This is a genomic window from Ancylobacter radicis, from assembly GCF_018449475.1.
Lineage (GTDB): Bacteria > Pseudomonadota > Alphaproteobacteria > Rhizobiales > Xanthobacteraceae > Ancylobacter > Ancylobacter radicis.
In genome coordinates, this window is sequence record NZ_JAHCQH010000021.1 from 259,253 (window position 1) to 281,700 (window position 22,448).

A 22,448-nucleotide genomic window follows, 5' to 3' on the forward strand; every position below is an offset into this window, starting at 1 on the left:
CAAGAGGATACGGACCTTGCCGGCACTATGTTACGCCGCGTCGGGAGCGTCCATCAGGATTTGTCCGCCCTTAGGCTCCCGTGACGAGCTTCAGTTCGGCCAGTTCCGGCGGCGAGAAGTAGAACAGCTTTTCCGGCGGCGTCTCCATGGCGTGAATCCATACGCGCGGATCGACGCCCATCGCCACCAGATGGCGCTGGCATTCGGCGGAGACGCGCTGCGCGCTCGCCATGCCGGTATCGGCCGCCCCGCCGCCGGGCGCCATGGCGAAGACCTGATGCACGCCGAGCGAGGCCCCCGCCTTGGCGACGCGCCACACCCCGCCGGCGAAGACCAGCGGGCAGGAGGAAGCACAATGCGCCTCCGCCGGCACCTCGGTGGCAAAGCCCTTCTCGCGGATCAGCCGGCCCATGGCGAGCGCGTCGCTCACCGAGCCGCCGGGCGAGTTCAGCACGACGGTGGTGACATAGGCGCCGCGCTTTTCCACTTCGGCGACGAAGCGTTCCGCCGTGCCGGGCGTGATGGTGCCGCGCGCCTCCAGCCGCCCGCCGGCGACGAGTTCCAGCGTCATCGCCTGGCGCAGATCGGCCTGCGGCGCCGGGCGGGTACGCTCCTCCTGCGCGGGGTCGACACCCGGCCGGGCCGAGGGCAGGAAGGGCCGCGCCTCCGGCTGCTCGCCCGGTAGCAAAGCGGGCGGTGGGGCGTTGGCGGCCTGCTCCGCGCGGTCATAGGCATCCCAGCCGATCACCGCGAGGCTGAGCACGATGAGCGTGCGGAACACCGCGCGCAGCACCGTCTCGTCCGGCCGGGCACCGAGCCAGCGGCGCCAGAGCGGGGCGGTTGCCGGCACTGTGTCGGTCGCGCTCATTCCTTGCGCGCCCCGCGTCCGGGGAGCGGGGTGACGGTGGAGGCCGCGAGCGCGGTGGCCACCTCCGCGTCGAGATCGTCAGTTCTCTCCGTACCGTCCGGGCCGGCCTCCTCCTGCCTCACCTCGCGCAGCAGCCGCATGGCGGTGATGAGCTGGGCGGCGGTCATGGTCTCGGCATCGGCAGGCGCGTCCTCCCGCCGCAGCGCGGCATGGACGACGCAGAGCGCCAGCACCAGCACGGCGGGCAGGAGGTCGATGGAGATGGCGCCGGCCCAGCTTGGCAGGAAGTCGCCGGCATAGCGCAGCACCGCCTCGGCGGTGGAGAGCGGCTGGAACCGCGCCGGCTCCACCGGGCCGGAACCGATGATGTCGTCCGCCGCCTGCGACAGCGCGCGGGCCTGCACGGCCACCGCCCGCTCGACATTGCCGACCACCGCGTTCTGCCGCCCGGCCAGATCTGCGCTGCGCCCGTCCGCCGCCGGAGCGATGAAACCGCGCGCCATGTCGTCCGCCGCGCGCTTCACCGCCGGGGCCATCGAGCTCTGCTCCATCGCCGCGATAGTGCCGACGAGACGCAACGCCTCGGCGCCGAAGGCATCGCTGCGCTCCCGGATCGCGCCGCTGCCGGACACCGTCTCGCGCATCTTGGCGATCTGCGCGCTGCCTTCGGCATAGAGCTGGCGGGTGCGCTCCCCGCTCTCGGTTAGCTGGCGGCCGAGATCGTCGAGCTGGTTCGACATCTGGGTGAGCAACTGTACCACCGTGCCCGAGCCGCCCGTGCCGGTGAGCGCGCCGGAGCGTTCGGCCTCGGCGAGGCGGGCAAAGCGCGTCGAGGCGAGCTGGATGTCCGGCGTGAGGCTCTGGGCGCCGAGCGCGCGGTTATGCGCCGCGTCGAGATCGCGCGTGTAATCCTGGAGCGTGACGGCGAGATGCTGCTCGATCGCCGCCGAGCCCGCCAGCGCCGCCGCGTTCAGCCAGGACGACATGGCGACGATCATCAGCGATCCCAGCACCATGGCGGCGGTGAGCCAGACGCGGCTCGCCGCGTCGCGTACATGCGGCAGGAAGGTCAGCAGCATGGTCCAGAAGGCGTAGATCGCCACCGAGACGGCGGTCGAATAGATCAGCGCCGCGAAGACGGTGATGACCGGCGAGCCGTCCAGCAGGTCGCGCACGCCGAGATAGGTGTAGACGCCGGAAGCCAGAGCCAGCACGCCGAGCGTGATGCGCAGGGTCACATCAAGCCCGGCGACGCCCGCACGCAGCGCAGAAGCCATGGGGTGGGTCCGCCATCAGAGGAATTTCCTCAATCAGGCCCGGACTTTGCGCCGGCAATGTGACCTATCGGAAGGTATGATGGCGCCGGCAAAGGCCGGCGGGCGTGCAGAAGTAGACGCTTGGCCGGCCAAATGTGGCGAAAGCACAACGAAAAGGCCGCCCCGGTTTCCCGGAGCGGCCTTCCCAGTCGGTGGTCGTGCGCGGTGTTCACCGGAACCCGTCGCCGTCGTCAGGCGGCGGCGGCCTGCGCCTGCTTGGCCTGCCGGCGGCGATTGGTCAGGATGAACTCGGTATAGCCGTTCGGCTGGGTGCGGCCCTCGAAGACGAGGTCGCGCGCGGCACGGAAGGCGAAGCCGTCAAAGGCCGGCGCCATCGGCGTGTAGTCGGGATCCCCCGCGTTCTGCTGGTCAACGATCGCGGCCATGCGGCGGAAGGTGTCCTCCACCTGCTTCTCGGTGACGACGCCGTGCAGCAGCCAGTTGGCGACATGCTGGGAGGAGATGCGCAGCGTCGCGCGGTCTTCCATCAGCCCGACATCATGGATGTCCGGCACCTTGGAGCAGCCGACGCCCTGGTCGATCCAGCGCACGACATAGCCGAGAATGCCCTGGATGTTGTTGTCCAGTTCCTGCTGCACCGCCGCCGGCTCCCAATTGCCACGATCGACCACCGGGATGGTCAGGATATCGCGGCGCGAGGCCGGGGTGCGGCTGCGCAATTCGTCCTGCCGGGCGAACACGTCGACCTTGTGATAGTGCAGCGCATGCAGCGTCGCGGCGGTGGGCGAGGGCACCCAGGCCGTGTTGGCGCCGGCGAGCGGGTGCGCGACCTTCTGCACCATCATGTCGGCCATGCGGTCGGGCATCGCCCACATGCCCTTGCCGATCTGGCCATGGCCGTCGAGATGGGCGGCAAGGCCCGCATCGACATTGTTGTCCTCATAAGCCTTGATCCAGGCCTGCGCCCGCATCTCGTTCTTGCGCACCATCGGGCCGGCCTCGATCGAGGTGTGGATCTCGTCGCCGGTGCGGTCGAGGAAGCCGGTATTGATGAACACCACGCGCTCGCGCGCCGCGCGGATCGAGGCGGCGAGGTTGACGCTGGTGCGGCGCTCCTCGTCCATGATGCCGATCTTCAGCGTGTTGGGCTCAAGGCCCAGCATCTGCTCGACGCGGGCGAACAGGTCGACCGCGAGCTCGACTTCCTCCGGCCCGTGCATCTTCGGCTTGACGATATAGACCGAGCCGGTGCGGCTGTTCTTCACCGCGCTCTCGCCCTTGAGGTCGTGCAGGGCGATCAGCGTGGTCACGGCTGCGTCGAGGATGGATTCGGGGATGTCCTTGCCGGCGGCGTCGCGCACCGCGTCGGTCATCATGTGCTGGCCGACATTGCGCACCAGCATCAGGCTGCGCCCGTGCAGGGTCAGGCTGCCGCCATCCGGCGCGTCATAGGTGCGATCGCCCGCCAGCCGGCGCTCGACGGTTTCCTTGCCCTTGGCGAATTCCGCGCTGAGCGTGCCCTTCATCAGGCCGAGCCAGTTGCGATAGACCAGCACCTTGTCCTGCGCATCCACCGCCGCGACGCTGTCCTCGCAATCGACGATGGTGGTCACCGCCGCCTCGATCACGATGTCGGCGATGCCGGCCGGGTCGGTCGCGCCGATGCGGTGGGTACGGTCGATCACGATGTCGATATGCAGGCCGTGATTGACCAGCAGCACCGAGGAGGGTGCGCCCGCCGCGCCGCGATAGCCGGCGAACTGGGCGGCATCCTTCAGCCCGACCACCGCGCCGGAGGCCAGCACGGCCTCCAGCGCCGGGCCGGCGACGCGGTAGGAGGTAACCTCGGCATGGCTGCCGGAAGCGAGCGGCACGCTCTCGTCGAGGAAGGCGCGGGCGCGCTCGATCACGCGCTGGGCGCGCACCGCGTTGAAGCCATTGGAACGGCTCGCGCCATTGTCCTCGGGCAGGGCGTCGGTGCCGTAGAGCGCGTCATAAAGGCTACCCCAGCGCGCATTGGCGGCGTTGAGCGCATAGCGCGCATTGGTGACGGGCACGACAAGCTGCGGACCGGGAATGCGGGCGAGTTCGTCATCGACGCGGGCGGTCGCGACCTCGAACGCCTCCGGCTCGGGCATCAGATAGCCGATCTCGGCGAGGAACACCTCATAGGCCACGGGATCGACCGGCTTGTTCTTGTGCGCGCGATGCCAGGCGTCGATCTGCGCCTGAAGCTCGTCGCGGCGGTCCAGCAGCGCCTGGTTGCGCGGGGCGAATTCGGCCACGAGCGCGGCGAAGCCTTTCCAGAAAGCGGCGGCGTCTACCCCGGTGCCGGGGATCGCTTCACGGTTGATGAAGTCGACAAGCGCGCTGTCCACCTTAAGGCCGGCGACGTCGGTAATGCTCATGGACGGGTCCCTCCCCTTCAATGATTGGGACCGACGCCGAAGACGGGCGTCGGCCAGTTTGTGCTATGCAGCGAGTTTGGGTGCGTCGCAATATCGCACATAGTCGGACAAGCGCCCCCGGCAAGATGCCGATGGGGGCGCCTGTCGCATGTCAGCCTTGCGTGAGGCGGGACGGCCGGTCGTCAGAACTGCGCCGTCTCGGTCGATTCCTTCATCGCCGTGGTCGAGCTCATTCCTTCGCTGAGCACGGTGGCAATGGCGTCGAAGTAGGAGGTGCCGACCTCGCGCTGGTGGCGCGTGGCGGTGAAGCCGTCCTTCTCCGCCGCGAACTCGGATTCCTGGAGCTGGGAATAGGCGGCCATGCCGTCCTGCCGGTAGCGCCGGGCGAGTTCGAAGGTGGTGAAGCACTGGTTGTGGAAGCCGGCCAGCGTGATGAACTGATAGCGGTAGCCCATCGCCCCCAGCTCGCGCTGGAACGCCTTCATCTGCGCCTTGTCCATATGCTTGGCCCAGTTGAAGGAGGGCGAGCAATTATAGGCGAGCATCTTGCCGGGATGGACCTTGTGCACGCCTTCCGCGAAGCGGCGGGCGTCGTCCAGGCTCGGCGTCGAGGTCTCGCACCACAGCAGGTCCGCATAGGGCGCATAGGCGACGGCGCGGGCGATGCCGGCCTCGAAGCCGCCATTGTAGCGGTAGAAGCCTTCCGCGGTGCGCTCGCCGGTGATGAAGGGCCGGTCCGTCTCGTCGATGTCGGAGGTGATGAGGCGGGCGGATTCGGCATCCGTGCGCGCCATCAGCACCGTCGGCACGCCCAGCACGTCGGCGGCGAGGCGGGCGGCGTTCAGCGTGCGGATGAACTGGCGGGTCGGCACCAGCACCTTGCCGCCGAGATGGCCGCACTTCTTCTCCGAGGCGAGCTGGTCCTCGAAATGCACCGCCGCCGCGCCGGCCTCGATCAGCGCCCGCGTCAGTTCATAGGCGTTGAGCTGGCCACCGAAGCCGGCCTCGGCATCGGCGATGATCGGCACGAAATAATCGTGCTGCGGCCCCTCGATGCCGTCCGCCCGTTCCATGGTCTGGATCTGGTCGGCGCGCATCAGCGCCTTGTTGATGCGCCGGACCACGGCGGGGACGCTGTCCACCGGGTAGAGGCTCTGGTCGGGATACATGTCGCCCGACGAATTGGCGTCGGCGGCGACCTGCCAGCCGGAGAGATAGATCGCTTCCAGCCCGGCCTTCACCTGCTGGATCGCCTGCGCGCCGGTATAGGTGCCGAGCGTCGGCACATAATCCTGGCTCTGGAGAAGCTCCCAGAGGCGGCGGGCGCCGTGCTGGGCGATCGTCTGTTCGACGCGCAGCGAGCCGGAGAGACGGTTGACGTCAGCGGGCCCGTAGCTGCGGCTGATGCCGTTCCAGCGTTCCGGCGCCCAGTGCGGCGCGGGGAAGGGATTGCTCGGGGTGTCGCGGCGGGAGTCCAGCATGGGAATGGCCTGCTGTTGAAGGTGAGGAAAGGGGCGAAGCGGGCGCGGAGGCTGTGGAGGGGGCAGCCCCCGCGCCCGACAATCCGCCGGGGCGACCGCTTCGCGCGTCATCGAAGCGGATCGGGCGGAAACGCGGCCGGGCAGCCATGGCGGAACTAGCGGGCCCGGCGGGTATAGGTCGCGGCCACCAAAGCGCGGCCGTCGAGCAGGGAGTGCAGGTCCTGGCCCGGCGCCAGCTCGAAGCGGTGGCGGCCGATGCGGTGGACGATGCTGTAATCCTGCTCGGCAAGACCCTGCTCGCGGAAGGTCCGGCTGATCTCCTCGGCGTCGCCGCCGACGATGGTGACGAATTCCTCGTCGCCGTGCTGCTGGTGTCGGGTCATGTCAATTCCTCCAGTGAGGGTGTGATGTAAAGATTTCACACTCGACATGATCAGGCAATAAATATAGCAGTATGAGTATGTTAAGCTGATAAGGCTTGTAAAGTTTACAGGCCTGTTTTGTAAACCGAGCAAAGGAGCGGGCCATGCTCGCCACCGAACCGCGCATTGGTAGCCGCGTGCAGCGGCTGCGGCGCACCAAGCGCGTCTCGCAGGCGGACCTCGCCACGGCGCTGGGCATTTCCGCGAGCTATCTCAACCTGATCGAGCACAACCGCCGGCGCATCACCGTGCCGCTGCTGATGAAGCTCTCCGGCTATTTCGGCATTGAGCCGGGCGAACTGGTGGAGAGCGACGAGTCGCGCCTGGTCGGCGACCTGATGGAGCTGTTCAGCGATGATCTGTTCACCGATGCCGGCCTGACCAATCAGGACATACGCGACCTTGCCAGCTCGAACCCGGCGGTTGGGCGCGCCGTGGTGCGGCTCTACGACCAGTTCAAGACGCTGCGCGAGGCGCGGCGCACGGGCACGGCCGGCGTGCCCGATGCGGACGAAATCGGCTATCACCCCGCCACCGACGCGGTGTCCGACTTCATCCAGGAGCATGGCAACTACTTCCCGACGCTGGAAGCCGCTGCCGAGCGCGTGCGGCACGATATCGACGTCGCCTCGGATTCCTTCGAATACGGGCTGAAGACCTATCTGTTCAACGTGTTCGGGCTGAATTGGCGCTCGGCCTCGCTACCCGCCGGCATCGCCCGCCGGCACGACGCCAATGCGCGCGAACTCATCACCGCCGAGGTGCTGCCGCCCGAATCGGCGATCTTCGCGGTGGCGCACCAGCTCGGCCTGCTCGCCGCCTCGCGCGAGATCGACCAGTTGATCGAGAGCGGCAACCTTGCCGGCGACGCGCCGATCCTCACCCGCAACGCGCTGGCGAGCTATTTCGCGGCGGCGCTGGTCATGCCCTATGAGCCGTTCCTGCGCGCCTGCGCCGAGACGCGCTACGATATCGAGCGCGTGCAGCGGCGCTTCCGCACCTCGTTCGAGCAGGTGTGCCATCGCATGACGACGCTGCAGCGGCCGGGCATGAGCGGCATCCCGCTGCATCTGGTGCGCACCGACATCGCCGGCAACATCTCAAAACGCTTCTCGCTGTCGGGAATCCACATCTCCCGCCATTCCGGTGCCTGCCCGCGCTGGAACGTCTACGCGGCGTTCCTGCATCCCGAGCGCATCAATGTGCAGCTCAGCCAGATGCCGGAGGGGCAGCGTTATTTCTGCATCGCCCGCTCGATCACGCGCGGCGGCTACCGCCACAACGCGCCGCGCCGTCATCTGTCGATCGGGCTCGGCTGCCATATCAGCCACGCCCATCAGATGGTCTATTCGGACGGCATGAACCTCGCCGACCCTTCGCAGACCGTGCCGATCGGCGTCGGCTGCCGCATCTGCCCGCGCCTCGACTGCGAGCAGCGCGCCCAGCCCCCGGTCGATCACCGCTTCACGCTGAACGAGACCGAAATGGCCGAGAGCTTCTACGCCACCGCCCGGCGGGGTGTGTGAAGGGTTTACAAGCGCGACGTCTTCCGCGCGCCGTCATCCCCGGGCTTGACCCGGGGATCCACGCCTTCGGCCGGGCGCGAGGGGAAAGTCGTGGATGGCCGGGCCAGGCCCGGCCATGACGGTCCTCTGTACGCCCCCGCCTCAATGGCAGCAGGAGCCACCGCCCGTCTTGCCGCTGCCTTCCTTGCCGCCCTCGTCGTCCCCCGCCTCGCGGTTATCCCGCGAATGCGCGTTCTTCTCCGGCGGCAGGTTCATGGCGATGTTGCCGGCGAAGAAGCCGTTGGGCTTCAGGAGGAAGCCGGCATATTCGACCGGCATGATCGGGAAGTCCTCGGGCTTGCACACATGGGTGTGGCCGAAGCTGTGCCAGAGTACGACATCGGCGTTCTCGATCGGCCGGTTCTGCGCCACATAGGCCGGCAGGCCGCCGCCGCCCGCATTCACGTTCGGGTAGTCGCCCGAGGCATATTTTTCGCCCTTGTCGAAGGCGGTGACCCAGATGTGCTTCTTGGCGAAGCCGCCGCGCCGGGCGACCGTCGAGCCTTCCTGCGCCAGCATCACCGGGGTGGGCGTCACCACCAGCTTGTAGCCGGGCGCCTTGCCGACGCTGTTGACCGCCTGCGGGTTCGCCACCTTCCAGTAGCGGCCGGTCTCGCCATTGGCCACCGCCGGGCTGTCGAGCTCGCGCTTCAGGGTGCGGGTCTTGGTGTCGAACACATTGCCATAGGGGTTGTCCTCGCCCCAGGCGCGCGGGGCGAATTCATGCTCGGTCACGGTGTTGCCGCCGCCGTCAATGTCCATGTGCAGACGGGCGTTGAAGAAGTGCTGGTGCGTCGGCCCGCCCAGCCCCTCATCCACCATGCCGCCCCACGGATAGACCTCGCCGGGCGTCACCGCCGCGGTCTGGATGATGCCGGTGAGCTTGGCCTCGAGTTGGATCGTGCCGTCCTGGTAGAGATACCAGTAGAAGCCATAATCGTAATTGCCGACCGTGGCGAAGAACGAGATCACGAGGCGCCGCGAGCGCCGCGTCTCATAGATACCGTTGCGGAACTCATAGTGCTTCCACAGCGTACCATAGTCCTCCTCATGCATGCAGATGGCGTTCTTCATGACGAAGGGCTGGCCGAGATCGTCGGCGGCCGGCACGTCGAAATAATGGATGTGGCCGAGGCAGTCGCAGCCGAGTTCCAGCTGGTTGGCGAGGCGCCCGAGCCCGTATTCGCCGGCGTCGAAGGCGCTTTTCCAGTAATGGTTGGCGGTCGGGTCGGCATAGGGCACGACCATTTCGGTCACGCTGGCGCGGAAGATCACCGGGCGCAGCTTCCCGCCATCGGTGATGGCGAGTTCGTGCAGCACCAGCCCCTCGCGCGGGGTGAAGCCGACGCGGAAGCTCCAGTTCTGCCACTCCACGCGCCAGCCATCGACGGTGAAGCTCGGCCCCTGCCGCTGCACGATGTCGAGCGGCTTGATGTCGGTGCGCACGTCCGGGAAGGCCTCGCGGCCGTAATTGCGCTTCTTCTTCGGAACGGGGACGATCTTCTCCTCGTCCACGAGGTCGACGACCTTGTTGGCGATGAGATCGACCACCGCCACCACGCCCTCGATCGGGTGGGCATAGCCATTGTCGCGGATGTCCTCGCGCCAATAGGAGACCGCACGCACGATGCGGCGGCCCTTCTCGAAATCACGGCCGAAAAAGCCGGAGGAGAACGGGTCGACCTGCACCAGCGGGATGTCGGCCTCGGTGATGCCGCGCTTGGCCACCGCCGCGCGCCAGCCGGCATCGGCCTTCACGATCTCCTCGGCGCGGATGAACTCCTCGATCATCACCGGCGGCTGGCCATAGGGCGGCTGGTCGTTCGGCAGGATGGTGAAGGAGGTGACATGCGCGGTAAGGAGATCGACGATGGCCTCGCTCGCCTCGCCCGTGGTCACGTCGAGCGTCAGCAGGAAGGCGAGGCGCGGCAGGGGCGCCCCGGCCCGCCAGGCGGCCAGCTCGGCCTTGGCGGGTTCTTCCAGCCGGACGATGGGGAAGCGGTGATAGGCCCCGAGACCTTTCGCGGCGGTGAGGATGGCGACCGCCTGCGCGATCTCGGCAAGGCTCAGCGGGTCCAGCGGGTGGGTGATGTCGACTTTGGCGTCCATGGCGGACCTCCCGAACGGATGAGGGAACCGGCGGGGCCGCAGCCCCGCCGCCGGGATGGGTCAGGCGGGCGCGGCGCCCGCCGGATCAGGGGATCACGCGATCAGGGCTGCGCGGCGGCGGTGCAGAGCACCGTGTCCATCGGCGCGCCCAGCGCTTCGTGCAGGCAGAACAGCTCGCACAGTGCGTGGCTCTCGATGCTGGCGACGATCAGCAGGGCGACCACCGCTCCGGCGAGGGCGGCGCGGGTCAGGTCGCGGGCGAGGCCCGGCGCCGGGGCGGACGCGTGCGTATGGAGGGAGAGGTTGAGCGTGCTCACGCGAACACCTCCCCGAGGCTGGCATAAAGCTCCGGCCGGCGCTGGCGCAGATACAGCGCAAAGCCGGCCCCGAGCAGGAACACCACGGCCAGCCCATAGGGGAAGGCCATCACCAGCGGGCCGTCGCTGCCGGTCAGCAGCGACAGGTTCACCGTCACCAGCACCAGTGCCCCGGCGAGGCCGACAAGACCGAGCACGGGGGCGATGAGCGTCGTCCAGATGCCGTGCCGGGTGGGGGTGACCCGGAAGAAGCGGATCACCGCCAGCGACACCAGCACCTGCACGGCGAGGATGCCGAGCACGGCCAGCGCCGACATGAAGGAGAACACGGTGGTGTAGGGGTCGGCGCCCGCCGCGATGAACAGGGCGAGGATCACTGCCGCCACCGCGCTCTGCACATAGCCGGCGATGTGCGGCGAGCCATGCACCTCATGCACCTTGCCGAGCGCGCGCAGTGCCAGCCCCTCGCGGCCGAGCGCGAAGAAATAGCGGTTGATCGTGTTGTGGAAGGACAGGATGCAGGCGAACAGCGAGGTGATGAGCAGCAGGTTCATCACCTCCACCGACCAGCCGCCCAGCACTTCGGCCGCGGCGGTGAAGTAGAAGGCCTCCAGCCCCTTTTCGGCGATGCCCTGCACCTGCGAGGGGCCGTAGAACTGCACGGCCGCCCAGGTCGAGAAGGCGTAGAACAGGGTGATCAGCAGCACCGCGACATAGGTGGCGCGGGGAATGGTCTTCTCCGGGTTCTCGGCTTCCTCGCCGAAGATGGCGGTGGCCTCGAAGCCGATGAAGGAGCCGATGACGAAGACCAGCGCCACGCCCAGCCCCGGCGCGAAGACGGTGGACGGCGCGAAGGCGGAGAAGGTGAAGCCCTCCGGCCCGCCGCCCTTCAGTACGATGCCGATATCGAGCAGCAGCAGGATGGCGATCTCCGCCACCATGCACACGCCGAGAATGGCACCGGAAAAGGCGATGTTGCGCTGGCCGCAGGCCATCACCGCGATCAGCGCCACATAGGCCCAGACCCACCAGGGCAGCTCGATGCCGAAGGGCGCCAGCGCCCCGGCGACGAACACGCCGAACAGCGCATAGACCGCGATCTGCACCGCGCTGTAGGTGACCAGCGCCATCATCGCTCCGCCGACCCCGGCCGGCTTGCCGATGCCCTGCGCGATATAGGTGTAGAAGGCGCCGGCGCCGCCGACATGCCGGCTCATGGCGGTGAAGCCGACCGAGAAGACGAGGTAGAGCAGCCCCGCCAGCACGAAGGCGCCGGGCACTCCCGGCCCGTTGCCAAAGGCGAAGGCGGCCGGCGAGGCGCCGACCACGGCGGTCAGCGGCGCGGCCGCCGCCACCACGAAGAACACGATATGGGCGAGGCCGACGGAATTCTTCGCCAGCGCCCGCGAAGCAGAGGCGTCGGTCGCAAGCGGCAACGCGCCGCCGCTGACGGCATGAGGCACTGCATCGTTCAAGGACATGAGGACCCCCTCTGGTTGAGGCATTTATTTCCTATGGGGAATATCGAGGGTGTCGGGTGGTCCTGAAATTGCTGGATATGCCGAGATTTCGATAGTTTGCGCCAGTGATGGCGCGGGAGCTGCCATCGATGGCAAATGCACCGAATTTGACCGTGCGCGTGCCTGAAATCGCTTCAATTCGGGCCTCCGTGCTGCTCAGTCTGATGGGCCCGCTCGACCGGTTGACCGGCAAGGCGGACATGATCCTCGCCGGCCATGGGCTGTTGCGCTCACAGCTTGAGGATTCCTACGCCCTTATCCCCATGGCGCGCTATCTCGCCGTGTTCGAGGACGCGGCGGTGCATACCGGCGATTCTCATTTCGGCGCGCGGCTCGGCGCGGCGTTCCGGCCCGCCGATATCGGCCCCATCGGCATGCTGTTCTCGCTCTCCGGCACCATCCGCGCCGCGCTGGCGCGCATGGCCAAGCATGTGGCGGTGGTGCAGGGCGCGACCGCCATCGGCCTGATGGAGGAGGGCGACCGGCTGGTCTGGAGCTACCGGCTGGAAGACCCGCGCCTGTGGCCGCGCCGGCAGGACAGCGAGTTCTCGGTGGCGGCGACCTGCCAGATGGTGCGCAGCTGCTTTTCCGCCGGCTGGAACCCGCTCGAGGTGCATCTTGAGCACGGTGCCCCGCTCGATCCGGCGCCGCTGCAACGGCTGCTGCGCTGCCCGATCCTGTTCGGCCAGTCGGCCAACCGCATTCTGACGACCAAGGCCGATGCCGACCGCGTCTACCGCACGGAGGATCGCGACCTCATCGGCATATTGGAGCGGCACGCGACCGATCTCGGCGATAAGGCGCAGCGCGCGGCGGGGCTGGCCGATCAGGTGCGCGGGGTCATCGGCATCTATCTCGGCCACAAGCCGCTGACCCTCACCTCGGTCGCCGCCGAGCTCGGCCTGTCGCCGCGCACGCTCCAGCGCCGCCTTTCCGAGGAGGGGGTGAGCCTGCGCGATCTCGTGCGCGAGCAGCGCCGCTCCATCGCCGAGCAGCTGGTGGAGGGCGGTTCCAGCCTCGCCCATGTGGCCGAGGCGCTGGGCTATGCCGACAGCACGGTGTTCTGGCGGGCGCGGCGCGGCTGGCGTCGGGAGCTGCTCTGAAGGCGCCAATACCGTTCGCCGGCAAGGGGTTCCTGATCCTGCCCGCATTCTCCGGCGGGACGGAACGAAGCCCCGTGCCGTCCGTTGTCTGCTCGCTTGAGGGGATACATGAACTGGAGACGAACATGGCGGAGAAGACACTCGACACCCTGTTTCACGAGACGCTCAAGGACATCTATTACGCCGAGCGCAAGATCCTGAAGGCGCTGCCGAAGATGGCGCGTGGCGCGCAGTCGCCGGAGATGAAGAAGGCCTTCGAGGCGCATCGCGACGAGACCGAAGGCCAGATCGAACGTCTCCAGCAGATCTTCGAGATGATCGGCAAGCGCCCGCAGGGCAAGACCTGCGCCGCGATCGAGGGCATCCTCGAAGAGGGCGAAGAGATCATGGACGAGTTCAAGGGCGAACCGGCCCTGGACGCGGGCCTCGCCGCCGCCGCGCAGGCGGTGGAGCATTATGAGATCGCCCGCTACGGCACGCTGAAGCGTTGGGCCAAGGTACTCGGCCTCAACGACGCCGTGACGCTGCTCGACGCGACGCTTCAGGAGGAGTCGAAGACCGACGACCTGCTCACCAAGCTCGCCGACAAGGTCGCCAACACCAAGGCGCTGAAGGCGGCGTGATCTGCCGGCGTCGGCGCCGGACAGGTGCCGGTGCCCCCTATGCTGCGGGCGGCTTGACAGCCTCGTCGAGCCGCCCGGCAATCCGGCCCGTGACAAGGGCGCAGGCGGCCTCCCGCTTGCGCCCTTTTGCATGGGCGGCTGGCCGAGCGGAGAAGCGTGCCCGTCGCCGCGGCGGGCGGCGTCGTCACAGTGTTGTTCGCAGCCTGCTAACTCTGCCCACCCGCGTTCGGGCTCAGGAGGACGGGTCGCTGCGGCCCATCGCGCCCTCGACGCGGGGCGTCGATTCAGTCACCTTGAGGCGGCATTTCGATGATGACAGGGTGGCCACCCAGTACCGCGTTGGACGCCCGTCCGCTTTCTCTGCCGCGAGGGTGCGGTCGATGCCCGAACGGTTCGGCGCGGCGGCACAGGGTCGGGGAACGCGGCCCCCGCCGCGACGTTTTAGCACTACCGCATGGGAGGACATGATGGACGAGCGTGAACACCGCATCCGCGAGAGGGCGCACCGGCTGTGGGTCGAAGAGGGGTACCCGCACGGCCGCGCCGAGCAGCACTGGTTCGCCGCCATGGAAATGGTGGCCGTCGAGGAAAACCAGCAGGCCACGCTTCAGCCTGTCGCCGCCCAGCCGGCGGCCGAGCCCATCGAGGCGCTGGTCAATGCCGGCGAGTTCCCCACCGCCACCGACCAGGGCGAGATGCAGATTCCGCAGACGCCCGGCAAGCCCGCCAAGAAGACCGCTCCCGCAAAGCCGGCAAAGCCGGTCGCCGAGAAGCCCGCCGCCGAGAAGCCCGCCGCTGTTAAGCCTGTTGCGGCCAAACCTGTTGCTGAAAAGCCTACGGCAAAGAGCAAGCCTGCGGCAAAGCCGTCCGGCAAGACGAAGGTCTGACGGTCCCGTCGACCACAGGCCGGGGCCGGGCGTGGCGTGCAGTCGCGACGCCCGGTGACAGGCGGTGATCGTCGCGGCCCCCTTCCGCGTAGCAAAGGAGCGGGGCCGGGTGCCTCTCGCTCCGCCGCTTGTGGAGATCCGTCCATGCACCGCCGCCTGATCCTCGCCTCCATCGCCCTTCTTGTGTCGATGACCGGCCTGACCCGCGCCGACGAGGCCGTCGCCTGGCAGGCGTTGCGCGCGGGCGGCGTGGTGCTGTTTCGCCATGCCAGCGCGCCCGGCGTCGGCGATCCGGCCGGCTTCCGCATCGGCGATTGCAGCACCCAGCGCAACCTCGATGCCGCCGGCCGCGCGCAGGCGCGGCGGATCGGCGAGACCTTCGCCCGCGAGCGGGTGAGCGTAAGTCGCGTGGAAACCTCGCGCTGGTGCCGCGCCACCGAGACCGCTGAACTGGCCTTTCCGGGTAAGGTGGTGGCGGAACCGGTCTTTGATTCCTTCTTTCAGGATCGAGCCGATGAGCCCGCGCAGACCGCCGCCGCCCGCCGCCGCCTGCTCGACTGGCGCGGGCCGGGCGCGCTGGTGGTGGTGGCGCATCAGGTGAACATCACCGCGCTCACCGGCATCAATCTCGCCTCGGGCGAGGGGGTGGTGCTGCGGGCCGAGGGCGGCGCGCTGAAAATCGTCGGTCGCATCCGTCCCTGAGCAAACGCGCCGGAACGTCCTCCGCTCTCCGTGCGTTGGCTGGCACGAACAGGGAGGACATCATGAACGAGCGCGAGCAACGCATTCGCCATCAGGCCTATCTTCTGTGGGAGCGGGACGGCCGGCCCGATGGGCGCGATCTCGATTATTGGCACCGCGCCGAGCGCAGCCTCGACGAGGCAAGCCGCGATGAGGTGGATGACGGCCCAGCGGGTGACGACGGGGAGATGAGCCCGCCTGCCCGTGATCGCGGCGAGAGCTTCAGCCCGGTGGACGCCGCCGCGGCACCCGCCGCACCCACGGCCTCGCCGATGCTCGATGGCGCCCCCGTCGCCAATGCCGACATCCCGGTCGAGCCGGATCGCGCCCTGCCGGGGGCGCACACTCCCGCCGATGTGGACCCGAATGTGCGCATGCAGGGCGGCGAGGTCGAGCCGGTGAGCGAGATCGCCAGCATTCGCCGCACGTTGGAAGTTCCCCCGAGCCGGCGCGGCGCGGCCTCGCCCATGGCCGACACCGCCGGCGCGTTCAGCGGCAATGCCGGGGCCCGCCGCCGGCCGGGCACGAAAGGATGAAACGCCGGGACGCCATGGGCGGCCGACCGCGACGATTCAGGAACCGCGCGTCAATCGAGGCGTTCCCCATCGGATGCTGCCCCGCACACCCCCGCCCGGCAGCCCGGACATCCCCTACAGGAGACTTCCATGTCGATGAATGATGACCTTCCGTCCAAGGCCGACTCGCTTGCCAGCGCCGCCAGGAACGAGACCGAGGCGCTCAGTGACAAGGTGAACGAAGCGATCGAGACGGCGCAGAATTTCGCCGGTGACGTCGGCGAGCGGGGCAAGAGCGCCTATCGCAGCGGAAATGCCGCTGTGGCTGCCTATGTCGACCCGCTGCCCGGCATGGTGCTCGCCGCCGCCGCCGGTTTTCTGGCCGGCTGCCTGTGGTCGAGCGGGAAACGCTATTGAGGCGCAGCCCGTCCTCTGTGCGCCTTGCCGTCCGGCGTTCGGGCGGCGACGGCGTTGATCTGAGCCGGGGGAGGCGCGCGACAGGCGTCTCCTCCCGGCGCGAGCCGGCCGATATCTGCCCGCCCCCGGATGAGTCAAAAATCACCGGCGGATGATCCGCACGGACGAGCCTACGTAAAAATACTCATCAATGCAGCCTGCCGCCGCCGCTCAGACCTTCGGATCGGCGTAGAAAAGGGGTCCGCGTATAGGGACCCTGCAGGCGCCATCAGGTCGGGAACGCGATGACGCGACGAGTGAAGGGGCGGGGCTGGCTGCGAACGAGCAATTTCGGGTCCTCGACCGCCAGCTACCAGTTTTCCATACGGACCGAAAACGGTGTTCTGGTCGCCGAGGGGGAAGTGCGTGGCGAACTGACCCAGATGGTGGAGGCCCGCGCCGCGCGCCGCGCCACGCTGGTGCTCGATAATGATCGCTGGATGCCGATCGAGGCGCTCGACCTGACAGCCGATGGCTTGAAGTTTCGTAGCCTGGGCGACATTTCATTCCTCAATGAGGAATAGCCGAAGGGCGTGCGGCGGGCCGGGTAAGCGGGCGTCGCGGAAATGTCGGGGGCATCTTGAAACGGACGGAACAGACGGCACGCGAGATGTGCGCTCTCGATCTTCGTGCGCGCGGCATTGCTGAGGACAAACTGCCCGATCTGGTCGAGCGGTTCTGGCCCGTGCTCGCCAACGAAATCCGGCAGGGAATCGTGGACGGGGCCTGGCCGTTCGAGGTCACCCAGATCGAGACGCTGTCGGCCGAATACCGCGCGGTTCTCGGCGAGCGTTGATCGCCCCCTTCGCCTGAAGGCCGGGGGAACGCCCGGCCGCCCGGTGCGTTGCGCTTTCGTCCTGACCAAGGAGAGAGCGTCCTCGTGATCACCGACCTCTGGTACAAGAACGCAATCGTTTATTGCCTCTCGGTTGAGAGCTTCATGGATTCGGATGGCGACGGGGTGGGCGATTTTCGCGGCCTCATGCGCCGGCTGGATTATCTGCACGGCCTCGGTGTCACCGCCGTCTGGCTCATGCCCTTCCTGAAATCGCCGGGTCGCGACGACGGCTATGATGTCGCCGACTATTACAGCGTCGATCCGCGCTACGGCACGCTGGGCGACTTCGTGGAGTTCACCCACGCCGCCCGCCAGCGCGGCATGCGGGTGCTGATCGACCTGGTGGTCAACCACACTTCCGACCAGCATCCCTGGTTCCGCTCGGCCCGCTCCGACCCCAACTCGCCCTATCGCGACTGGTATGTCTGGTCGAAGAAGAAGCCGAAGAACGCCAATGAGGGCATGGTCTTTCCCGGCGTGCAGAAAAGTACCTGGACCTATGACAAGGCCGCCAAGGCCTATTACTTCCACCGTTTCTACCATTTCCAGCCCGACCTCAACACGGCGAACCCGGATGTGCAGGCGGAGATCCTGCGGATAATGGGGTTCTGGCTGCAACTCGGCGTCTCCGGCTTCCGCATGGATGCCGTGCCCTTTGTCATCGCCGAGAAGGGGCCGGATGTGGCGGGCGAGCCGGTCGAGCATTTCGGCATGCTGCGCAGCTTCCGCGAGTTCCTGCAGTGGCGGCGCGGCGATGCCATCATTCTGGCGGAGGCCAATATCCTGCCGGAGGACGACAAGAAATATTTCGGCGAAGACGGCGACCGGATGCACATGATGTTCAACTTCCAGGTCAACCAGACGCTGTTCTACGCCCTCGCCTCATCCGATACCGCGCCGCTGACCAAGGCACTGGAAGCCACGCGGCCCGACTACGCGACCGCGCAATGGGGCATCTTCCTGCGCAATCATGACGAGCTGGATCTCGGCCGCCTGACGCGCAAGCAGCAGCAGCAGGTATTCGCCGCCTTCGGGCCAGACAAGTCGATGCAGCTCTATGACCGGGGCATCCGCCGGCGGCTCGCACCGATGCTCCAGGGCGACCGCCGCCGGCTGGAACTTGCCTACAGTCTCATGCTCACCCTGCCGGGCACCCCGGTGCTGCGTTATGGCGACGAGATCGGTATGGGCGACGACCTCTCGCTGGAGGAGCGGCACTGCGCCCGCACGCCCATGCAATGGTCGAACGAGCCGCAGGGCGGCTTCAGCGAGAGCCCGGACACGTTCCTGCCGGTCATTTCCGCCGGCGCCTATGGCTATGAGCAGGTGAACGTCGCCGAGCAGCGGCGCGATCCCGGCTCCATGCTGAACTGGATGGAGCGCATGGTCCGCATGCGCCAGGAGACGCAGGAGATCGGCTGGGGCGAATTCGACGTGGTCGATGTCGGCCACCCCTCGGTGCTCGCCCTGCGCTATGTCTGGCGCAACAACACCGTGCTGTTCCTGCACAATTTCCATGCCGAAGGGCAGGTCATCACCTTCCCGCTGACCCCGCCGGAGGGCGAGCCGAACCGGCTGGTCAACCTCCTCTCCGAGGATCACAGCGAGGCCGATGCCAAGGGGCGCCACACCATCACGCTGGAGCCCTATGGCTATCGCTGGTTCCGCGTCGGCGGCCTCGATTATGCCTATCGGCGCAGCGAGCGTTAGCCTCACCCCAGCGCCGCGAGCACCTCGGCCGTTGTGGCAATGGTCGCGAACTCATAGCGCAGGGTGGCCACGTGAATATCGTGGACGGTCCGTGCGGGAATATTCCCTCCCCGGCCGTCCGGCAGATCGAAGCAGTCGCAGGCGTCCTCGACCAGAATGACGCGATATCCCAGGTTGGCGCCCACGCGCGTGCTGGTCGACACGCACATGTCGGTCGAAATCCCGAACAGGACGAGCGTTGAAATGCCGGCCCGGCGCAGACGCAGGTCGAGATCGGTGCCGATGAAGGCCGCATTGACCGATTTGCTGATCAGCGGTTCGTCGCCGATGGGCAAGAACCCATCCCGCAGCGCGTTGCCGGGATGGTCCGGGCGCAGGGTGGAACCGGGCTCCACCGAGTCATGGCGGATGTGAAAGATCGGCAGCCCGGCTCGCCGCCAGGCGTCCAGCAGGGCGTGCCCGTGGCGGTCAACGGAGGAGTTCCAGCGAGGGGGCCATGCCGGAAAGTCGAAACCCTTCTGCATGTCGATCGGAATCAGGGCGGCGGCGTTCAGGTCGAGCGTCATGCAGGTCTCGTTCAAAGCTCAGTCGCGGACAGCATAGTCGCGCGGAGCGTCGATGCGAAACGGATTTGAGCCAAGCGTCAGCAGACCCTAACCCTCGCCGAGCGCGACGATCACCCCTTCATGCGGGCGCAGCCAGAAGCCGCCCTGCACGGGCTCCTGCCGGTCCAGCTCGGTGGAGATGAGGATGCGCCCACGGGTCTCGCCCGCCGGCAGGGCGATGTCGCCGCGCGGGTCGCTGCCGAGATTGAGCGCCACCAGAATGCGCTCGCCCTGCCATTCGCGGATGAAGATCAGCACGTCTCCGGCCGTGCCCACGGCAAGGTAGCTGCCGAGCTGAAGCGTCGGCCGTGTTCGGCGCAGCGCGATGAGGCGGCGGTAGAGCGTCAGCAGCGAATGCGGGTCGGCGCTCTGCGCCGCGACATTGCGGGTGGCGTGATCGCGCGCCAGCGGGAGCCACGGCCGGCCGGTGGTGAAGCCGGCATTGGCCGTGCCGTCCCATTGCATCGGCGTGCGTTCGGGATCGCGCCCGACGCCGAGCCCCGGCTCGTTCTTCTCCCACGGGTCCTGTGCCTGATCGGTGGGGATCGGCACGTTCTCCATACCGATCTCGTCGCCGTAATACATGGTCGGCGTGCCGCGCAGGCTGAGCAGCAGCATCGCCGCGAGCCGCGCCCGTTCCGAACCGATGCGGCTGGCGATGCGCGGGCGGTCGTGATTGCCGAGCACCCAGTTGGGCCAGCCGCCCGCCGGCAGCGCGCCCTCATATTCCTCGATCAGCCGGGCCAGAGCGGGAGCGCCCCAGCTCGCATGCAGAAGCTGGAAGTTGAACGGCAGATGCGCCCCGCCGAGGTTCTCGCCGTAATAGGTGACGAGCCGCTCGACCGGCAGGTAGATCTCGCCGATCAGCACCCGGTCGCCATATTCCTCCAGCACGGCGCGCAGGCCGGCGATGATCTCGTGAACATCGGGCTGGTCGGTGGAGCGGGTTTGCAGCAGCCGCGCCACTTCCGGCTCGCCCGGCCGGTAGGCCGGGTTCAGCGGGTCGTCGCGGAACTGGGGGTCCTTCATCAGGTGCCAGATCACGTCGACGCGGAAGCCGTCGACGCCGCGCTTGAGCCAGAAGCGCAGCACCTCGTGCATCGCCGCGCGCACCTGCGGGTTACGCCAGTTGAGGTCCGGCTGCTCCCTGAGGAAGGCATGATAGTAATATTGCCCGCTCGCCGGATCGAGGCTCCAGGCCGGCCCGCCGAAATTGCTGATCCAGTTGTTGGGCGGCCCGCCATCGGGCGCCGGATCGTGCCAGATGTACCAGTCGCGCTTGGGGTTGCTGCGCGAGGAGCGCGACTCCAGGAACCAGGGATGCTGCGCCGAGCTGTGGTTCGGCACGAAGTCGAGCACCACCTTCAGCCCGAGACCATGCGCCTCGGCGACCAGCCGGTCGAAGGCGGAAAGATCGCCGAAGATCGGGTGAACGCCGCAGTAATCGGCCACGTCATAGCCGAAATCAGCCATCGGCGAGGGGTAGATCGGCGAGATCCACACCGCGTCGACGCCGAGATCGGCGAGATAGGGCAGACGCTGGCGGATGCCGTCGAGATCGCCGACGCCATCGCCGTCGGTGTCCTGAAAGGAGCGGGGATAGACCTGATAGAAGATCCCCTTCTGCCACCACTGGGCCTCGCTCATGTCGGCACTCCCTTAGCGCGGGGTTTGGTTGGCCGCGAAGTGCGGCAGCACCTTCGCCCCGAAATCCTCGATGAAGGCGCGCTGGTTTAACCCGACATTGTGAAGGTAGATGTCGCGGAATCCGAGTTCCGCATATTCGCCGATCCAGTCCACATGCCGGGCCGGATCGGGCGAGATGCGTACGCTCTCCTCAAGGTCCTCCGGCCGTACATGGCGCGTGGCGTCGTCGAACTGGGAGGGGGTCTTCAGCTCGGAAGCGACCGAGCTGGACAGCGCGTTGAAGCGCCATTGGTCATGCGCGTTGGCGCGGGCCTCCTCCAGCGTCGGCGCGTAGGACAGGTGCACCTGAAGATAGACCGGCTTGCCCGCGCCGCCGCCTTCGGCAAAGGCGTCGAGAATGGCGCGCAGGCCGTCATGCGGCTGGTTGATCGTGACCAGCGCATCGGCCCAGCCGCCGGCGCGTCTGGCGGTGGCCGGGGAGAGCGCCGCGCCGACCAGCGGGGTAGGCGTGGCCGGCAGGCTGTGCAGCCGCGCCTCCTCGAATCGGATGAGGCCCTCGCGCGTCACCGTCTCGCCCTGTTGCAGGGCGCGGATGGCGCTGGCCGCCTCGATCAGGCGCGCGTCGCGCTCGGGCTTGGCCGGCCAGCGGTCGCCGGTGACGCGCTCGTTCAGCGCCTCGCCGGAACCGAGCGCCATCCAGAAACGGTCGGGGAACATCTCGCCCAGCGTCGCCGCCGCCTGGGCGATGATCACGGGATGGTAGCGCAGCCCGATGGGGGTGGTCACGACGCCCATCGGCAGCCGGGTTGCCGCGAGCGCCGCCCCGAGCCAGCTCCAGGCGAAGCCGGAATGGTGCTGGCGTTCGCTCCAGGGCTGCACATGGTCGGAGCACATGGCCCCGGTGAAGCCGGCCTGTTCGGCGGCGATGACGCAGGCGAGCAGTTCGCTGGGCGCGAACTGCTCGTGCGAGGCGTGATAGCCGAGCCTCATGAGTCAGGCCCGTCAGCCTCGTATGGCCCGCACCAGCCATATCAGGATGCACGCGCCGACCACGCCCGCCACCAGATAGCCGAGCCAGCCGCCGAAGCCGACGCCGAGAAAGCCGAACAGGAAACTCGCCACGGAGGCGCCGATGATGCCCAGCACGATGTTGAGGAAAATGCCGGTGCCGGTGTTCATGATCGACGAGGCGATCCACCCGGCCAGGCCGCCGATGATGATGGCGGCAATCCACCCGATCTGTGCGTCTTCCATAGTCAGCCTCCCAGCCAAACGAAAAGCCGCCCGAGGCGGCACGGATCAACGCCGCCGCGCGCCGGCCGTTCCATGTTTTCTGGGATCGCGGCGCGCGAGGTC

General features: G+C 67.8%; 22 protein-coding genes. 10 read left to right on the plus strand and 12 right to left on the minus strand.

From position 1 onward, the window contains the following. Positions 1-70: 70 nt before the first annotated feature. The 5 genes from KIP89_RS17445 to KIP89_RS17465 all read right to left on the minus strand — a co-directional run bounded on the left by KIP89_RS17445 (position 71) and on the right by KIP89_RS17465 (position 6,417). Positions 71-868 (minus strand): COG3904 family protein, encoded by a 798-nt coding sequence (locus KIP89_RS17445; RefSeq protein WP_213756858.1) that lies wholly within the window; start codon positions 866-868, stop codon positions 71-73. Further along, complete coding sequence (locus KIP89_RS17450) at positions 865-2,145, minus strand: hypothetical protein (protein ID WP_250152595.1); 1,281 nt, start codon at positions 2,143-2,145, stop codon at positions 865-867. The genes KIP89_RS17445 and KIP89_RS17450 overlap by 4 nt, the downstream gene beginning before the upstream one ends. 230 nt (positions 2,146-2,375) lie before the next feature. Further along, positions 2,376-4,553, minus strand: coding sequence for a malate synthase G (locus KIP89_RS17455; protein ID WP_213756859.1), 2,178 nt, complete (start codon positions 4,551-4,553; stop codon positions 2,376-2,378). Between the two features lie 182 nt (positions 4,554-4,735). Then, positions 4,736-6,034, minus strand: coding sequence for an isocitrate lyase (aceA, locus tag KIP89_RS17460; protein ID WP_250152596.1), 1,299 nt, complete (start codon positions 6,032-6,034; stop codon positions 4,736-4,738). 155 nt (positions 6,035-6,189) lie between these two features. Beyond that, positions 6,190-6,417: a hypothetical protein gene (locus tag KIP89_RS17465; protein WP_213756860.1), complete on the minus strand. Its 228-nt coding sequence runs from the start codon at positions 6,415-6,417 to the stop codon at positions 6,190-6,192. 143 nt (positions 6,418-6,560) lie between these two features. On the opposite strand from KIP89_RS17465, the gene KIP89_RS17470 reads away from it, so the two are divergent. After that, positions 6,561-7,982 (plus strand): helix-turn-helix domain-containing protein, encoded by a 1,422-nt coding sequence (locus tag KIP89_RS17470; protein ID WP_213756861.1) that lies wholly within the window; start codon positions 6,561-6,563, stop codon positions 7,980-7,982. A gap of 141 nt (positions 7,983-8,123) precedes the next feature. Here the strand turns inward: KIP89_RS17470 and KIP89_RS17475 are convergent, their stop codons facing one another. The 3 genes from KIP89_RS17475 to KIP89_RS17485 form a co-directional block, all read right to left on the minus strand. Then, complete coding sequence (locus tag KIP89_RS17475; protein WP_213756862.1) at positions 8,124-10,130, minus strand: primary-amine oxidase; 2,007 nt, start codon at positions 10,128-10,130, stop codon at positions 8,124-8,126. Positions 10,131-10,231: 101 nt separating this feature from the next. Next, positions 10,232-10,447: a hypothetical protein gene (locus tag KIP89_RS17480; RefSeq protein WP_213756863.1), complete on the minus strand. Its 216-nt coding sequence runs from the start codon at positions 10,445-10,447 to the stop codon at positions 10,232-10,234. Continuing rightward, positions 10,444-11,928 (minus strand): APC family permease, encoded by a 1,485-nt coding sequence (locus KIP89_RS17485; RefSeq protein ID WP_213756864.1) that lies wholly within the window; start codon positions 11,926-11,928, stop codon positions 10,444-10,446. The genes KIP89_RS17480 and KIP89_RS17485 overlap by 4 nt, the downstream gene beginning before the upstream one ends. Positions 11,929-12,056: 128 nt before the next feature. Here KIP89_RS17485 and KIP89_RS17490 point away from each other — a divergent pair, with 128 nt between their 5' ends. From KIP89_RS17490 to KIP89_RS17530, 9 genes are all read left to right on the plus strand, one after another. After that, positions 12,057-13,070, plus strand: a complete 1,014-nt coding sequence (locus KIP89_RS17490; RefSeq protein ID WP_213756865.1) for an AraC family transcriptional regulator — start codon at positions 12,057-12,059, stop codon at positions 13,068-13,070. 125 nt (positions 13,071-13,195) lie between these two features. Further along, on the plus strand, positions 13,196-13,693 hold the full coding sequence (locus tag KIP89_RS17495) for a YciE/YciF ferroxidase family protein (protein WP_213756866.1): 498 nt from the start codon (positions 13,196-13,198) through the stop codon (positions 13,691-13,693). Between the two features lie 464 nt (positions 13,694-14,157). Continuing rightward, on the plus strand, positions 14,158-14,580 hold the full coding sequence (locus tag KIP89_RS17500) for a DUF2934 domain-containing protein (RefSeq protein WP_250152597.1): 423 nt from the start codon (positions 14,158-14,160) through the stop codon (positions 14,578-14,580). A gap of 144 nt (positions 14,581-14,724) precedes the next feature. Further along, positions 14,725-15,282 (plus strand): histidine phosphatase family protein, encoded by a 558-nt coding sequence (locus KIP89_RS17505; RefSeq protein ID WP_213756867.1) that lies wholly within the window; start codon positions 14,725-14,727, stop codon positions 15,280-15,282. A gap of 62 nt (positions 15,283-15,344) precedes the next feature. Beyond that, positions 15,345-15,857: a DUF2934 domain-containing protein gene (locus tag KIP89_RS17510; RefSeq protein ID WP_213756868.1), complete on the plus strand. Its 513-nt coding sequence runs from the start codon at positions 15,345-15,347 to the stop codon at positions 15,855-15,857. Positions 15,858-15,986: 129 nt separating this feature from the next. Next, positions 15,987-16,253 carry a hypothetical protein gene (locus KIP89_RS17515; protein ID WP_213756869.1) on the plus strand — a complete coding sequence of 89 codons (267 nt, stop codon included), beginning with the start codon at positions 15,987-15,989 and terminating at the stop codon, positions 16,251-16,253. Positions 16,254-16,537: 284 nt separating this feature from the next. Then, positions 16,538-16,816 (plus strand): hypothetical protein, encoded by a 279-nt coding sequence (locus tag KIP89_RS17520; RefSeq protein ID WP_213756870.1) that lies wholly within the window; start codon positions 16,538-16,540, stop codon positions 16,814-16,816. 56 nt (positions 16,817-16,872) lie between these two features. Then, positions 16,873-17,088 (plus strand): hypothetical protein, encoded by a 216-nt coding sequence (locus tag KIP89_RS17525; protein WP_213756871.1) that lies wholly within the window; start codon positions 16,873-16,875, stop codon positions 17,086-17,088. 84 nt (positions 17,089-17,172) lie between these two features. Next, a complete protein-coding gene (locus tag KIP89_RS17530) occupies positions 17,173-18,840 on the plus strand; it encodes an alpha-amylase family protein (protein WP_213756872.1) in 1,668 nt (555 codons plus the stop codon). Between the two features lie 2 nt (positions 18,841-18,842). On the opposite strand, the gene KIP89_RS17535 is transcribed toward KIP89_RS17530, so the two are convergent. From KIP89_RS17535 to KIP89_RS17550, 4 genes are all read right to left on the minus strand, one after another. Then, on the minus strand, positions 18,843-19,406 hold the full coding sequence (locus KIP89_RS17535; protein ID WP_213756873.1) for a cysteine hydrolase family protein: 564 nt from the start codon (positions 19,404-19,406) through the stop codon (positions 18,843-18,845). An 87-nt stretch (positions 19,407-19,493) separates the two neighbouring features. Next, positions 19,494-21,092: an alpha-amylase family glycosyl hydrolase gene (locus tag KIP89_RS17540; RefSeq protein ID WP_213756874.1), complete on the minus strand. Its 1,599-nt coding sequence runs from the start codon at positions 21,090-21,092 to the stop codon at positions 19,494-19,496. Between the two features lie 12 nt (positions 21,093-21,104). Next, positions 21,105-22,082: a TIGR03885 family FMN-dependent LLM class oxidoreductase gene (locus tag KIP89_RS17545; protein ID WP_213756875.1), complete on the minus strand. Its 978-nt coding sequence runs from the start codon at positions 22,080-22,082 to the stop codon at positions 21,105-21,107. Positions 22,083-22,094: 12 nt separating this feature from the next. Then, positions 22,095-22,346, minus strand: coding sequence for a GlsB/YeaQ/YmgE family stress response membrane protein (locus KIP89_RS17550; RefSeq protein WP_213756876.1), 252 nt, complete (start codon positions 22,344-22,346; stop codon positions 22,095-22,097). Positions 22,347-22,448: the final 102 nt, after the last annotated feature.